The organism is Rubellimicrobium sp. CFH 75288 (assembly GCF_009904055.1).
Lineage (GTDB): Bacteria > Pseudomonadota > Alphaproteobacteria > Rhodobacterales > Rhodobacteraceae > Rubellimicrobium.
In genome coordinates, this window is sequence record NZ_WYDP01000001.1 from 559,071 (window position 1) to 572,879 (window position 13,809).

General features: G+C 72.6%; 10 protein-coding genes. 7 read left to right on the plus strand and 3 right to left on the minus strand.

The annotated features are described in order from the left end of the window. Positions 1-39 precede the first annotated feature (39 nt). Together deoC and GT358_RS02745 are read left to right on the plus strand one after the other, a co-directional pair. Positions 40-1,041 carry a deoxyribose-phosphate aldolase gene (deoC, locus tag GT358_RS02740; protein WP_166581010.1) on the plus strand — a complete coding sequence of 334 codons (1,002 nt, stop codon included), beginning with the start codon at positions 40-42 and terminating at the stop codon, positions 1,039-1,041. 10 nt (positions 1,042-1,051) lie between these two features. After that, positions 1,052-3,388 carry an aldehyde dehydrogenase family protein gene (locus GT358_RS02745; protein WP_166581011.1) on the plus strand — a complete coding sequence of 779 codons (2,337 nt, stop codon included), beginning with the start codon at positions 1,052-1,054 and terminating at the stop codon, positions 3,386-3,388. Positions 3,389-3,400: 12 nt separating this feature from the next. On the opposite strand, the gene GT358_RS02750 is transcribed toward GT358_RS02745, so the two are convergent. Then, a complete protein-coding gene (locus GT358_RS02750; protein ID WP_166581012.1) occupies positions 3,401-6,454 on the minus strand; it encodes a valine--tRNA ligase in 3,054 nt (1,017 codons plus the stop codon). Positions 6,455-6,617: 163 nt separating this feature from the next. Here GT358_RS02750 and GT358_RS02755 point away from each other — a divergent pair, with 163 nt between their 5' ends. Next, the gene (locus GT358_RS02755) at positions 6,618-7,712 is read left to right on the plus strand and encodes a DUF2235 domain-containing protein (RefSeq protein WP_243730652.1); all 1,095 of its coding nucleotides are present in this window, start codon (positions 6,618-6,620) and stop codon (positions 7,710-7,712) included. Between the two features lie 42 nt (positions 7,713-7,754). On the opposite strand, the gene GT358_RS02760 is transcribed toward GT358_RS02755, so the two are convergent. Further along, the gene (locus GT358_RS02760) at positions 7,755-8,918 is read right to left on the minus strand and encodes an alanine--glyoxylate aminotransferase family protein (RefSeq protein WP_166581013.1); all 1,164 of its coding nucleotides are present in this window, start codon (positions 8,916-8,918) and stop codon (positions 7,755-7,757) included. Here GT358_RS02760 and GT358_RS02765 point away from each other — a divergent pair. The 3 genes from GT358_RS02765 to GT358_RS02775 are packed head-to-tail and all read left to right on the plus strand — an operon-like array spanning position 8,917 to position 12,289. After that, entirely contained in the window at positions 8,917-9,726 is an 810-nt protein-coding gene (locus GT358_RS02765; RefSeq protein WP_243730653.1) for a tyrosine-protein phosphatase, read from the plus strand. The two genes, GT358_RS02760 and GT358_RS02765, sit on opposite strands and share 2 nt — an antisense overlap. Next, complete coding sequence (locus tag GT358_RS02770) at positions 9,710-11,506, plus strand: ABC transporter ATP-binding protein (RefSeq protein WP_243730654.1); 1,797 nt, start codon at positions 9,710-9,712, stop codon at positions 11,504-11,506. Before GT358_RS02765 ends, GT358_RS02770 begins: the two co-directional genes overlap by 17 nt. A gap of 15 nt (positions 11,507-11,521) precedes the next feature. Next, positions 11,522-12,289, plus strand: a complete 768-nt coding sequence (locus tag GT358_RS02775) for a folate-binding protein YgfZ (RefSeq protein WP_166581015.1) — start codon at positions 11,522-11,524, stop codon at positions 12,287-12,289. A gap of 22 nt (positions 12,290-12,311) precedes the next feature. Here GT358_RS02775 and GT358_RS02780 read toward each other — a convergent pair whose 3' ends face one another. Next, positions 12,312-13,190 carry an inositol monophosphatase gene (locus GT358_RS02780; RefSeq protein WP_166581016.1) on the minus strand — a complete coding sequence of 293 codons (879 nt, stop codon included), beginning with the start codon at positions 13,188-13,190 and terminating at the stop codon, positions 12,312-12,314. Between the two features lie 229 nt (positions 13,191-13,419). Here GT358_RS02780 and GT358_RS02785 point away from each other — a divergent pair, with 229 nt between their 5' ends. Beyond that, a complete protein-coding gene (locus tag GT358_RS02785; protein ID WP_166581017.1) occupies positions 13,420-13,764 on the plus strand; it encodes a DUF6280 family protein in 345 nt (114 codons plus the stop codon). Positions 13,765-13,809: the final 45 nt, after the last annotated feature.

The window sequence follows — 13,809 nt, forward strand, 5'->3', positions numbered from 1 at the left end:
TCCATGCGAAACCGCCCCATCCCACGGGAGGGACGCCCCATGCGGAACGAAGCCCCGACCACCCAGGCGGCCGCGCCCGCCGGCCTGCCCCAGCTTCACGAGCGGCGCAACGACCCCATCCCGCTCGATCTCGGCTGGGTGCGGCGCGTGCAGGCCAACACCTCGGCCATCGAGCGGCGCGCGGCCACGCTGCCCGCCCGCCGCACCGTCAAGAAGGAGTGGCAGGCCGCCTGGCTCTGCCGCGCGATCAGCCTGATCGACCTGACCACCCTTTCGGGCGACGACACCGAGGGGCGCGTCCGCCGCCTCTGCGCCAAGGCCCGCCGCCCCGTCTCCGACCGCCTCCTGTCCGCGCTCGGGATGGAGGGGCTCACGGTCGCGGCCGTCTGCGTCTATCACGACATGGTCCCGGCGGCCGTGGACGCGCTGCGCGGCTCGGGCATCCCGGTGGCGGCGGTCTCCACGGGATTCCCGGCGGGCCTCTCGCCGCTGCGCCTGCGGCTCGAGGAGATCCGCGAATCGGTCGCCGCCGGCGCGCAGGAGATCGACATCGTCATCTCGCGCCGCCACGTGCTGACCGGCAACTGGCAGGCCCTCTACGACGAGACGCGCGCGATGCGCGAGGCCTGCGGAGCCGCCCACATGAAGGCGATCCTGGCCACGGGCGAACTCGGCACCCTGCGCAACGTCGCGCGCGCCTCGCTCGTGTGCATGATGGCGGGGGCGGACTTCATCAAGACCTCCACCGGCAAGGAGGCGGTCAACGCCACGCTGCCCGTCACGCTGGTGATGCTGCGCGCCATCCGCGACTACCACGACGCGACCGGCCTGCGCGTGGGCTACAAGCCCGCGGGCGGCATCGCCAAGGCCAAGGACGCGCTCTCCTATCTCGCCCTCGTCAAGGACGAGCTCGGCGACCGCTGGCTGCGCCCCGACCTGTTCCGCTTCGGCGCCTCCTCGCTGCTCGGGGACATCGAGCGCCAGCTCGAACACCACGTGACGGGGGCCTACTCGGCCTCCTGGCGCCACGCGCTGGCCTGAGGAACGCGCCATGACCATCAAGCAGATCTTCGAGAGCATGGATTACGGCCCCGCCCCCGAGGGCGGCCGCGAGGCGCGCGCCTGGATCGCCGGGCACGGGGGGCGCTTCGGCCCCTTCATCGACGGCGCCTTTGCCCCGCCGGGCGAGACGTTCGAGACGCGCAGCCCCGCCACGGACGAGGTGCTGGCCCATGTCACCCAGTCCACGCAGGCCGACGTGGAGCGCGCGCTCGCGGCGGCGCGGCGCGCGCAGGGCCCCTGGGCGGCGCTCGGCGGGCACGGGCGGGCTCGGGTCCTCTATGCGCTGGCGCGCCTGATCCAGAAGCGCTCGCGCCTCTTTGCGGTGCTCGAGTCGATGGACAACGGCAAGCCCATCCGCGAGAGCCGCGACATCGACATCCCCCTCGCCGCGCGCCACTTCTACCACCATGCGGGGATGGCCGAACTGATGGAGACGGCGCTGCCCGACCGCGCCCCCCTGGGCGTCTGCGGGCAGGTGATCCCCTGGAACTTCCCGCTCCTGATGCTGGCGTGGAAGGTGGCGCCGGCGCTCGCCATGGGCAACACGGTGCTGCTCAAGCCCGCCGAGTACACGCCGCTCACCGCGCTCCTCTTCGCCGACCTCTCGCGCGAGGCGGGGCTGCCGCCCGGCGTGCTCAACGTGCTGACGGGCGACGGCGCGGTGGGCGCGATGGTCGTGGAGGCGGAGGTGGACAAGGTCGCCTTCACCGGCTCCACCGAGGTGGGCCGCCGCATCCGCGAGGCCACGGCCGGCACGGGCAAGGCGCTGACGCTCGAGCTCGGGGGCAAGTCGCCCTACATCGTCTTCGACGACGCCGACCTCGACTCGGCCGTCGAGGGGCTGGTGGACGCGATCTGGTTCAACGGGGGCCAGGTCTGCTGCGCGGGCAGCCGCCTTCTGGTGCAGGAGGGGGTGGCCGACGCCTTCCATCGCAAGCTCGCGGCCCGCATGGACCGGCTGCGCGTGGGCGATCCGCTCGACAAGGCGATCGACGTGGGCGCCATCGTCCACCCCGTCCAGCTCGAGCGCATCCGCCGCATGGTGGACGAGGCCGAGGAGGGGACGCGCCACGTCGCCCGCGTCCCCCTGCCTGCGACGGGCTGCTTCTATCCCCCCACGCTCATCACCGGCCTGTCGCCGGCGGCACCGCTGATGCAGGAGGAGATCTTCGGCCCCGTCCTCGTCTCGGGCACGTTCCGCACGCCCGCCGAGGCGGTGGAGCTGGCCAACAACACCCGCTACGGCCTCGCCGCCAGCGTCTGGACCGAGAACGTCAACCTCGCCCTCGACATCGCGCCCAGGCTCGCCGCCGGGGTGGTCTGGGTCAACGCCACCAACCTCTTCGACGCCGCCGCTCCCTTCGGCGGGGTGCGCGAGAGCGGGTTCGGCCGCGAGGGCGGCTGGGAGGGCCTCGGGGCCTATACCCGCGCCGCGCGCGAGGCGGGCGAGCCGCTGCGCCCCGTCCCGGCCTTTGCGGGGGAGGGAGCGCCCCGCGACGCGATCGACCGCACGGCCAAGCTTTATGTGGGCGGCAAGCAGGCCCGGCCCGACGGAGGCCATTCGCGCGCCGTGCACGGACCCGAGGGGGCGCTTCTCGGTCATGCGGGGCTCGCCAACCGCAAGGACGTGCGCAACGCGGTCGAAGCCGCGAATGCCGCGCGGGGCTGGAGCCGGAGCACGGGCCATGCGCGCGCGCAGATCCTCTACTACATCGCCGAGAACCTGCAGGCGCGCGCGGCCGAATTCGCGGCGCGCGTGGACGCGCTGACGGGCTCGGGCGGGGCGGCCGAGGTCGAGCACGCGGTGCGTGCGCTCTTCCGCTGGGCCGCCTGGGCCGACAAGGTGGACGGGCGCGCCGCGGGCGTGCCGCTGCGGGGCGTCGCCCTCGCCATGCGCGAGCCGGTGGGGAATGTGGGCCTGCTCTGCGCCGACGCCTTCCCGCTTCTGGGCCTCGTGGCGGCGGCGGCGCCCGCCATCGCGCTGGGCAACCGGGTCGTCGCCGTCGCCTCCGAGCCCTTCCCGCTCGCAGCAACGGACTTCTACGGGGTGCTCGACACGTCCGACCTGCCGGGCGGCGTGCTCAACATCCTGACCGGATCGCACGCGGAACTGGGGCCGGTGCTGGCCGCGCACAGGGACGTGGATGCGGTCTGGAGCTTCTCGCCCGGCTGTTCCCCGGCCGAGATCGAGCGGCTGGCGGCGGGCAACCTCAAGCGGACCTGGGTCGAGACGCGCGCGCGCGACTGGACGCAGCCCGACGACCGCGCCTTCATCGAGGCCGCGACCGAGGTCAAGACGATCTGGATCCCCTACGGGGAGGGCTGAGCGCCCGTCCCGTCAGGCCAGTTCCTCGAGCCGGGCGAGCGCGGCGCGAAGCTGCGCGCCCTCGGCCTCGCGCGCGGCCAGCGCGGCGCGCGCCTCCTCCACCACCTCGGGCGGAGCGGAGGACAGGAACCCCGGATTGCCGAGCCGCCCGCGCAGTCCCGCGGCCTCCTTCTCGGCCCTCAGGAGGCCCTTGCGCATCCGCTCGGTCTCGGCGGCCACGTCGATCAGCCCCTCGAGCGGCAGCGCGAAGGTGGCGCCGGGGACGGGCACGGTGACCGAGCCGCGGGGGGCTGCGCCAGGGCGCGGGGCCTCGATCCGGGCCAGCCGCCGGATCAGCGCCTCGTTGCGCGCGAGCGCCGCGCGCGCGGCCTCGTCCGCCTCCACCAGGACGACCGGGACGGTCAGGCCGGCGGGCACGTTCATCTGCGCGCGCGCCGAGCGCACCCCTTCGATCAGCGCGATGGCCCAGCGCAGCTCGGCCTCGGCCGCCGGGTCCACCAGGTCGGCCGCCGCGAAGTCCGGCCAGGGCGCATGGGCGAGAAGCCCCACCCCAGCACGGGTGTCCTGCCACAGCGCCTCGGTGACGAAGGGCATGAAGGGATGGAGGAGCTTCAGGCACTGGGCGAGCACCCAGGCCATCACCGCCTGCGTCTCGGCCCGCAGCCCGTCGTCCGTGCCGGACAGGAGGGGCTTGGAGAACTCCACATACCAGTCGCAGACCACCCCCCAGACAAAGGCGTGGAGCGCCTGTGCCGCCGCATCGAAGCGGAAGGCGGCAAGCGCCTCGTCCACGGCCTCGCGCACGCGGGCGGTCTCGCCCAGGATCCAGCGGTTGACGGGGGCGGTGGCGGGCGGGATGCCGTCCGGGCGCAGGGCGGCGAAGACGCCGTTCATCTCGGCGAAGCGGTGAGCGTTCCACAGCTTGGTGCCGAAGTTGCGGTAGCCCGCGACGCGGTCGCGCGACAGGCGCAGGTCGCGCCCCATCGCCGCCATGGAGGCGAGCGTGAAGCGCACGGCGTCCGCCCCGAAGCTGTCGATCAGCTCGATCGGGTCGATCACGTTGCCCAGCGACTTGGACATCTTCTTGCCCTTCTCGTCGCGGACGAGGGCATGGACATAGACCGTGCGGAACGGCACCTCGCCCACCAGGGCGAGCTGCATCATCATCATCCGCGCGACCCAGAAGAACAGGATGTCGAAGCCCGTCACGAGGACGGAGGTCGGGAAGTAGCGGCGCAGCTCCTCCGTATCCTCGGGCCAGCCGAGCGTCCCGAGGGGCCAGAGCCCCGACGAGAACCAGGTGTCGAGCACGTCCGGGTCGCGCCAGACCGGATAGACGAGGCGGGTGGGGTCCTGGCTGAGGTTGTAGGCGGCCAGCCCCTCGGCAAAGGCATGGATGGCCGCGGCGCGGTCCTCCACCTCGACCACGCGGGCATGGTCGAGCGGGTGGGGCAGCCCGGCCAGGTCGTCGGCAAATCGCCGGGCGACGGCTTCGAAGTCGGCGGCGGCATGGTGGCGCGGCGTCTCGCCCACGAAGTCGCGCTGACCCAGAAGGGCAAGGATCTCCACTTCGTCGAGCGCGTCGTCGCCCTGGTCGTCCGTGAACGTGCCGCGATGGAGGTCAAGCCCGTACCAGACCGGGATCCGGTGCCCCCACCAGAGCTGGCGCGAGATGCACCAGGGCTCGATGTTCTCCAGCCAGTGGAAGTACACCTTGGCGTCGCGCTCGGGCAGGATGCGGGTGCGCCCGTCGCGCACTGCCTCGATGGCGGGACCGACGATCCGGGCGGCGTCCACGAACCACTGGTCGGTCAGCATCGGCTCGATCACGACGCCCGAGCGGTCCCCGAAGGGCTGCATGATCGCCTTCGACTCGACAAGGGGCATCGGCCCCTCCGGCCCCTCGGTCATCACCGAGAGCCCCTCGGCCTCGATCTGCGAAACGACGAGGCGGCGCGCCTCGAACCGGTCGAGGCCGCGCAGATCCTCGGGGACGAGGTTGATGGCCGAGACGTCGCCGGCCGGACGCTCGCCGCGCGCGATGGCGGAGGCGAGGGCCGCGCTCTCCTCGTAGGGGAGGCCGTCGCTGCGCATGCGCCCCCGGCCGTCCATCAGCACGTAGAGTGGGATGCCGTGACGCTGGGCCACCCTGTAGTCGTTGAAGTCGTGCGCACCCGTGATCTTGACCGCGCCGGACCCGAAGGCGGGATCGGGGTATTCGTCCGCGATGATCGGGATGAGCCGGCGATGTTCCTTCGGCCCCACCGGAATCTCGCAGAACTTGCCCACGAGGGGGGCATAGCGCGCATCGGACGGATGGACCGCCACGGCGCCGTCGCCCAGCATCGTCTCGGGCCGCGTCGTGGCGATGGAGATCCAGTCGCGCACCTCCTCGCGGATCACCCGGCCCTCGGCGTCGCGCTCGATATAGGTGTAGGTCTCTCCTCCCGCGAGCGGGTAGCGGAAGTGCCACATGTGGCCCTGCACCTCGCGGTTCTCCACCTCGAGGTCGGAGATCGCGGTCTCGAAATGCGGGTCCCAGTTCACCAGCCGCTTGCCGCGGAAGATGAGCCCCTCCTCGTGGAAGCGCACGAAGACCTCGAGCACCGCGCGCTGGAAGTGCGGGTCCATCGTGAAGGCCTCGCGCGACCAGTCGCACGAGCAGCCGAGCCGCTCGAGCTGGGCCCGGATCGTGCCGCCCGACCGCTCCTTCTGCTGCCAGACGAGGGCAAGGAACTCCTCGCGGCTCATGTCGGTGCGGCGGCGGCCGGTCCGGGCCAGCTCGCGCTCGACGACCATCTGGGTGGCGATGCCCGCATGGTCGGTGCCCGGCTGCCAGAGCACGTCGTCCCCGCGCATCCGGTGCCAGCGCGCGAGAATGTCCTGGATCGTGTTGTTGAAGGCGTGCCCCATATGGAGCGAGCCCGTCACGTTCGGGGGCGGGATCACCATAGAGAAGGGCTGTCCGCCGGGACGGGCGCCGGCCCCTGCACGGAAGGCCCCGGCACGATCCCACAGGTCCCTGATGCGCGCCTCCGCCTCGGCCGCCGCAAAGGTCTTGTCCATGACCGTCTCCCCTCCTCGTGCGGGTGGCCTGCGGGATAGCGGATGGCCGGGGCGGGGAAAAGGCCGACGGGCAGGCGATTGTTTCGGCGCGGGAACCCGGCGGCAGCGACATTCCTTGGGAACAGGCGGAGGATGTGAGAGGCTGAAGGCGACGGAGAACGGCATGGAACGGTCGCAAGCGGGCATGGGACAGCGCGGGTCGGGGCGGGTGGATCGCCTCCTCGGGCTGTTCGACCGGCGGCCGCGCCTCAAGGAGAGGCGCGCGCGCCACCGGGGGCCCGCCACGCATGTGGTGATCCTCGACGGGACCATGTCCTCGCTCGCGCCCGGCCACGAGTCGAATGCGGGCCTGACCTACAAGCTCCTGCGCGAGGCGGGGCGCCGGGCCAACCTCTCGGTCTGGTACGAGGCGGGCATCCAGTGGCGCGACTGGGCGGGCTGCCTCGACGTGATCGCCGGACGCGGCCTCGACCGCCAGATCGAGCGGGCCTATGGCTGGCTGGCCTGCCGCTACCGGCCGGGGGACCGGATCATCCTGATGGGCTATTCGCGGGGTGCCTATGCCGTGCGCAGCCTGGCGGGGGTGATCGACCATGTGGGGCTGCTGCGCGCGGACGCCGCCACCGCGCGCGCCGTGCGGCTGGCCTACCGGCACTACCGGCTTGGCACGGCGGGGCGCACCGTTGCGGCATTCCGCCGCCTCCATTGCCACGAGCAGGTGGAGATCGCAGCCCTCGGGTGCTGGGACACGGTGAAGGCGCTTGGCCTCGGCGTGCGCCTGCCGGTCCTGTGGCGCTGGGCCGAGCGGCGCTACGCCTTCCACAACCATGCCATCGGTCCGCACATCAGGCGCGCCTTCCACGCGCTCGCGCTGCACGAGACGCGCTGCGCCTTTGCCCCGGTGCTGTGGGATTCGCCGCCCGGCCGGCCGGGCGTGGTCGAGCAGGTCTGGTTCCCGGGTGCCCACGGGGATGTCGGCGGCCATGTGGGCGAGCATCCGGCGAGCCGTCCGCTGAGCAACGTCCCCCTTGTCTGGATGCTGTCGCGGCTCGAAGCCTGCGGGCTGCCGCTGCCAGCGGGCTGGCACCTGCGGTTTCCCTGCGATCCGCACGCCCCGTCCATCGGGACGTGGCGGGGCTGGGGCAAGATCTTCCTGGCCCGCCGGCGGCGCGTGGTGGGCCGCGACCCCTCCGAACGCATCCACGCCACGGCCGAGCCCCTGCGGGAGGCCCGCTGGGCCCATGTGCCGGCCGAGTGAGGGCGACCCGCCATCCGCTCGGCGCGACGGTCCCGCTCCCGGTCAGCCGGAGAGCGCCGCCGCGGCCGCCGACAGGGCGCCCTCCCCCACATCGAGGCCCAGCGCCCTCAGGCCCGCCTCCATGCAGCCCAGGGCGCCCATCGTCATGTGGGCGTTCACATGCCCCATATGGGCGAGCCGCAGATGGGCCGAGGCGGGTTCCCGTCCCAGACCGATCCCGAGCGTGAGCCCCGCCTCGCGCTCGCACCAGGCGCGCAGGGCATCGGCCTGACCCGGCGGCATGGCAAAGGCCGTGACGGCGTGCGACCGGATGGCGCGATCGCCCAGACAGGGCCGCAAGGACTCGCCCCAGGCCTCGCCGGCCGCCCAGACCGCTCGGGCCAGCCGTTCGTGGCGCGCCCAGACCCGTTCGATCCCCTCGGCCTCGATCAGATCCAGAGCCGCATCGAGCGCCCAGAGGTGATGGGTCGGTGCCGTGCCGCCCCAGCGCTGCCAGAACGCCTCCGGTCTCGCCCGGGGGCGCCAATCCCACCAGGGCGAGACCGCTCCGAGCCGGTCGCGCGCCGTATCCGCCCTTGCATTGAACCACACGAAAGCCAGGCCGGGCGGCGTCATCAACCCCTTCTGGGAGGCCGACAGGGCCACATCCACGCCCCAGCCATCCATCTCGAAGCGGTCGCAACCCAGAGAGGCCACGCAATCCGCGACGAGAAGGGCGGGATGTCCTGCGGCATCCATGGCGGCGCGAACGGCCCGCAGGTCGCTCAGCACCGTGCTCGCCGTATCGGTCTGCACCGCAAGGACCGCACGGATGCGCCGGTCGCGGTCACGCCGCAGGGCCTCCTCCACCCGATGGGGGTCGATGGCCCGGTCCAGCCCGTGGTCGAGGATGTCCACCTCTGCACCGCGCGCCCGGGCCGTTGCCGCCCAGCCCCTGCCGAAATGGCCGGTGACGGCGGCGAGCACCCGCTCGCCAGGCGCGACCAGATTGGCGAGCGCCGCCTCCCAGGCCGCATGACCGTTGCCGATCCAGATCGCCACCTCGCCCGAGCTGCGCGCCACGCGGCGCAACCGCTCGGCCAGCGACAGGGCGAGCGCCTCGAGATCGGCGGCATAGATGTCGGGGGCGGCGCGCTGCATGGCGCGCAGGACGGCCTCCGGCATGACCGAAGGGCCGGGTATCGCACGGTAGGGGACGCCGGTCATGACACACTCCGCTGGGACGGGCTGCGCCATAGGACGGAGCGCGTCGGGCTTCCAGACCCGCCGGCTTGCTCCACGCCGGCCCGGCGCCTATGTCGGACCGGTGGATGCGACCGGCGGCAGCATGGCGAACGAAACGGACGGACGGCCCCCGCGGGGCCTTCTGGCGCGGCTGCGGCGTGACCGCCGACGCCCGGGCTGGAGCCTGGCGGATCCTGCGGCTCGGCGGCGTGCTTGGTGGCACTACATCCTCGCAGACCATGCGCTCCTGCGGCATCGCTGGACCAACATGGCCGAGATCGCGCCCGGCGTGTGGCGCTCGAATCATCCCACCCATGCCCGCTTCGCGGCACTGAGCGCCCAGGGCATCCGCACCATCATCAACCTGCGCGGCGACAACGGCGCACCGCCCTGGCTCTTTGCCCGCGAAAGCTGCGAGGCGCTCGGCCTGCGCCTCATCGCCGTCCGCCTGCAGGCCCGCCAGGCGCCCGAGCGCGATCAGGTCCTCGCGCTCTTCGACGCCTTCCGCAGCGCAGAGCGGCCCTTTCTGATGCACTGCAAGTCCGGCGCGGATCGGGCCGGGTTCGCCTCGGCCCTCTATGTCCTGTGGTCCGGCGGTTCGATGGAGCAGGCCCGGCAGCATCTGTCGTGGCGCTATCTCCATGTGCGGGGATCGCGCACGGGCGTGCTCGATCACGTGCTCGACCTTTATGCCGCCGCCCGCGACCGCACGGGAATCGGGGTGGAGGAGTGGTTCCGCGACGCCTATGACGCGGATGCGGCGCAGGCCGGCTTTGACCGCCGCCGCTGAGATCCCGGCACCCGGGGGCGCGGAACGGCGACTTCTCGGCTGGCTGTGGCGCGCCTACCTGTCGCGCGAGCGGGCGCTTCTGGCCGCCGCCATGCTGCTGATGGCGCTCGAGGGCGCGACGCTGGGCCTTTTCGCCGCAGCCATGGAGCCGCTCTTCGACAGGGTCTTCGTTGGCGGAGAGCCGCAGGCGATCGGGCTTGTGGCCGTGGCCGTGGCGGGCATCTTCGTGCTGCGCGCTGCCGCCTCCGCCCTCCAGCGCGTGACCCTTGCGCAGGCGACCGAACGGACGGCTGCGCGACTTCAGCACGACCTGCTCGCCCATCTGATGCGGCTCGATGGCGGCTGGCACCAGCGGCATCCGCCGGGTTACCTGATCGAGCGGGTCCAGGGCGACGTGGCGGCCGTCAGCCAGAGCTGGGCCACGGTCCTGACAGGGGTGGGGCGCGACGCGGTCGCGCTCGTGTCGCTTCTCGCGGTGGCCGTGGCGGTGGACCCGCTCTGGACGCTCGTGGCCCTGGTCGGGCTTCCGCTTCTGGCCCTGCCCGCCGCTCTGGCGCAGGGCTTCGTCCAGCGCCGCGCCGCCGCCGCGCGCGAGATCGCGGCCCGCATGGCGACCCGGCTCGACGAGGTCTTTCACGGGCTGGCGGCGGTCAAGCTCAACGGGATCGAGGGCTGGATGACGCGCCGCTACGACGACCTTCTCGCTCGGCGCGTCCGGGCCGAGGTGCGCGGAGCCGCCGGACGGGCCGCGATCCCCGCGCTCGTGGACCTGATGACGGGCGTGGGTTTCGTGGCGGTGCTCCTCTATGGCGGAGCCCAGATCGCCGACGGCTCCAAGACCGTGGGCCAGTTCATGGCCTTCTTCACCGCGATGGCCCTGGCCTTCGAGCCCGTGCGGAGGCTGGCGGGCCTGTCCGGCGTCTGGAGCCAGGCCGCCGCCGGCGTGGCCCGCATCCGCGCGATCCTCGAGGAGCGCCCGCGCCTGCGGCCGCCGGCCCGCCCGGTTCCGCCGCCGCCCGGCGCCCCCGAGATCGTCCTGCGCGACGTGCATCTGCAGCTCGGGGGGCATCGTGTCCTGGACGGCCTGAGCCTGACCGCGCCGGCGGGCCGCACGACCGCCCTGGTGGGGCCCTCGGGCGCCGGAAAGAGCACGGTGTTCGCCCTTCTCGGCCGTCTTCTCGAGCCCGATGCGGGCGAGGTGCTGGTCGGCGGGGTCCCCGTCTCGGCCCTTGATCCGGCTGCCCTGCGCGGCCTGTTCAGCGTCGTCGCGCAGGATGCGCTCCTGTTCGACGAGACGATCCGCGACAACCTCCTTCTTGGCGGCCCGCCGGTGGAGGACAGCCGCCTCGCTGCCGCACTGGAGGCTTCCGGCGTCGCCGAGTTCCTGCCCCATCTTCCCCTCGGCCTCGACACGCCGGCCGGCCCCCGGGGCTCGGCCCTGTCGGGAGGGCAGCGCCAGCGCGTGGCCATTGCCCGGGCGCTTCTGAGGGATGCGCCCGTCCTGCTGCTCGACGAGGCCACGAGCGCCCTCGACCCCGCCACCGAGCGGCGCGTGCAGGGTGCCCTGCGGGCACTCTCCGCCGGTCGCACGGCGATCGTCATCGCCCATCGCCTCCATACGGTGCGCGAGGCAGACCGCATCGTCGTGCTCGATCGCGGCCGGGCGGTGGAGACCGGAACCCATGATGCGCTGATCGCCGGGGGGGGCCTCTACGCCCGTCTGCACCACATGGCCGAGCGGGGCACCGCGGTGCCGGGCGCGCTCGTCGCCCCCGACTAGTCCCAGGAGGAACCGATGGAGCGAACGATCCTGTCCGTCTCCGGCGCCGACCGCGAGACGTTCCTGCAGGGCCTCGTGACGAACGATGTCCGCGCGGCCCGCGGCGGCCTCGTCTATGCCGCTCTCCTGACCCCGCAGGGCAAGTGGATCGCCGATTTCCTGCTGCACGAGACGGGCGAGCGCATCCTTCTCGATGCAGCCGCCTTTCTGGCTGGACCGCTCGCGCAGCGTCTCGCCCTCTACAAGCTGCGGGCGGATGTGGAAATCGCGCCAACCGGCCTGCGGGTGCGTCGGGGAACCGGTCCGGCACCTGCCGGGGCCCTGTCCGATCCCCGCCATCCGGCTCTGGGCTGGCGCCTCTACGGCGAGGAGGAGGGCGACGACGGCACCGACTGGGACGCGATCCGGGTGGCCCATGTCATCCCCGAGAGCGGGATCGAACTGACCGCCGACACCTACCCGCTCGAGGCCGGCTTCGAGCGACTGAACGGGGTGGATTTCCGCAAGGGCTGCTATGTGGGTCAGGAGGTGACGGCGCGGATGCGCCACAAGACCGAGCTGCGCAAGGGGCTCGTGCGCGTCCTGATCGAGGGGGAGGCTCCGCCGGGAACGCCCCTGCTCGCCCCCGATGGCCGCGAGGCGGGCACCCTGTTCACGGCCCGGAACGGTCGCGCCATCGCCCACCTGCGTTTCGACCGGGCCGCCCCGGACCTGCGGGCCGGCCAGGCGCGCGTCTCGCCCGATCCGGACTGGCCCCTCTCGATCGCAGGACCCGGCCGCTGAATCAGCCCCCCCGCGGGGATCGTCAGGCCAGAAAGGCGAAGCGCTCGGCCAGATGCTCCCAAGCCGCCTGCGACCCGGCGGCGAGCAGGACGCCCTTGCGGCGTCGCGCATCGTAGGGCGAGCCGTCCAGAAACCGCGCGACCCCTCCCGCACCCTCGACGGCGAGCACGCCCGCCGCATGGTCCCAGGGATGCGGGGTGGGGCCGGACAGGCAGAACTCGGCATGACCCTGCGCCACCATCCGGTATTCGTGCGCCGCGCAGCGCAGCGAGGTGATGCGCAGGAAATCCGGGAACTCCGCCACGATCCGCGCCCGGTCCTCGCGCCGGAACAGCCCGAGCGGCATGTAGCCCGTCAGCCGCCCCGGACGGATCTCGGACGAGGTGGCCAGCGGTTGCGACACGCCCCTGGCCGAGACGAAGCGGGTCTGCTGGCCGGGAAGGGCCTCGATCCAGTCGTCCATGACCGGATCATAGAGCAGCCCCCAGACCGGACGGCCTTGGCGCAGGACCGCCAGCAGCACGCCGAACACCGCCAGGCCCTTGGCGAAGTTCCAGGTCCCGTCCACCGGATCGACGACGACGCAGGGATCGGCCGTGCCCATGATCTCGCGCAGGTCGGGACTCGCGGCCACGGATTCCTCGCCCAGGACGACCGCCGCGGGCCAGGAGGCGCCGACGCGCTGCTGGATGAGGGCTTCGGCTTCCGTGTCGGCGAGCGTCACCAGATCGGCGGGGCCGCTCTTGGTGGCGATGTGCGAGGGTTCGAGGGCGCGGAAGCGCGGCAGGATGGCCTGCGCGGCCGCCTCGCGCACGGCCGAGAGCAGCAGCGCGCGCCGCTCGGCCGACAGGATCTCGGCATCGCTGCCGCCGGAACGGGCGGCGCCGGCAGGGGACGACATGGCAACTCCGTGACGGGGCCGCGTCAGGAACTTGACCGGTGCGGCAAAGCCCCTATATCTCGCGCGCCCCTGCCTGGAAAGGCAACCGGATGCGGACGGCATCTCCCTGTGCCATGTCGGGGGCGCATGGCGGGCATGTTGAAACAACAACCCTCCTGTGGCGTCGGGTCTGCATAAGTGCGCCGGGCTTCTTGGCGGGCAAGAGCAAGAATTAGGCAAAGGAAGCATCATGACGGACGGCATCGACGTGACCGCGTACAACAACGAGCAGGGCAACCGTGCGCGCAAGCTGTTCGCGGCCGTCGTTCTGGCGGCGCTGGATGACGCCATCGCCGACGACAAGAAGTACGGCAACGGCCCCGAGCAGATCGCCCGCTGGGCGCGCTCCAAGGATGGGCGCGAGGTGCTGACCTGCGCCGGTATCGACCCGACCGAGCGGGTCGTCCAGGGGCTCATGGAGTTCGTCTCGCGGGGGGTGCGCACCTCCGTCGCCCTCTCGCGCGAGGAAAGCGAGCGGCGTCATGCGGCCGAGGCGGCCGCCCTCGAGGCCGAGGAAAAGGCGCGCGCCGCCTGATCTGCTGCGGCTGTCCCTCCATCGTTGACCGGCCCCTTCGGGCGG

Excerpts from the sequence above, each read along its gene's own strand:
- deoC (WP_166581010.1), top strand. The coding sequence starts at position 40 with ATGCGGAACGAAGCCCCGACCACCCAGGCGGCCGCGCCCGCCGGCCTG.
- GT358_RS02745 (WP_166581011.1), top strand. The coding sequence starts at position 1,052 with ATGACCATCAAGCAGATCTTCGAGAGCATGGATTACGGCCCCGCCCCC.
- GT358_RS02750 (WP_166581012.1), bottom strand. The coding sequence starts at position 6,454 with ATGGACAAGACCTTTGCGGCGGCCGAGGCGGAGGCGCGCATCAGGGAC.
- GT358_RS02755 (WP_243730652.1), top strand. The coding sequence starts at position 6,618 with ATGGAACGGTCGCAAGCGGGCATGGGACAGCGCGGGTCGGGGCGGGTG.
- GT358_RS02765 (WP_243730653.1), top strand. The coding sequence starts at position 8,917 with ATGACACACTCCGCTGGGACGGGCTGCGCCATAGGACGGAGCGCGTCG.
- GT358_RS02760 (WP_166581013.1), bottom strand. The coding sequence starts at position 8,918 with ATGACCGGCGTCCCCTACCGTGCGATACCCGGCCCTTCGGTCATGCCG.
- GT358_RS02775 (WP_166581015.1), top strand. The coding sequence starts at position 11,522 with ATGGAGCGAACGATCCTGTCCGTCTCCGGCGCCGACCGCGAGACGTTC.
- GT358_RS02780 (WP_166581016.1), bottom strand. The coding sequence starts at position 13,190 with ATGTCGTCCCCTGCCGGCGCCGCCCGTTCCGGCGGCAGCGATGCCGAG.
- GT358_RS02785 (WP_166581017.1), top strand. The coding sequence starts at position 13,420 with ATGACGGACGGCATCGACGTGACCGCGTACAACAACGAGCAGGGCAAC.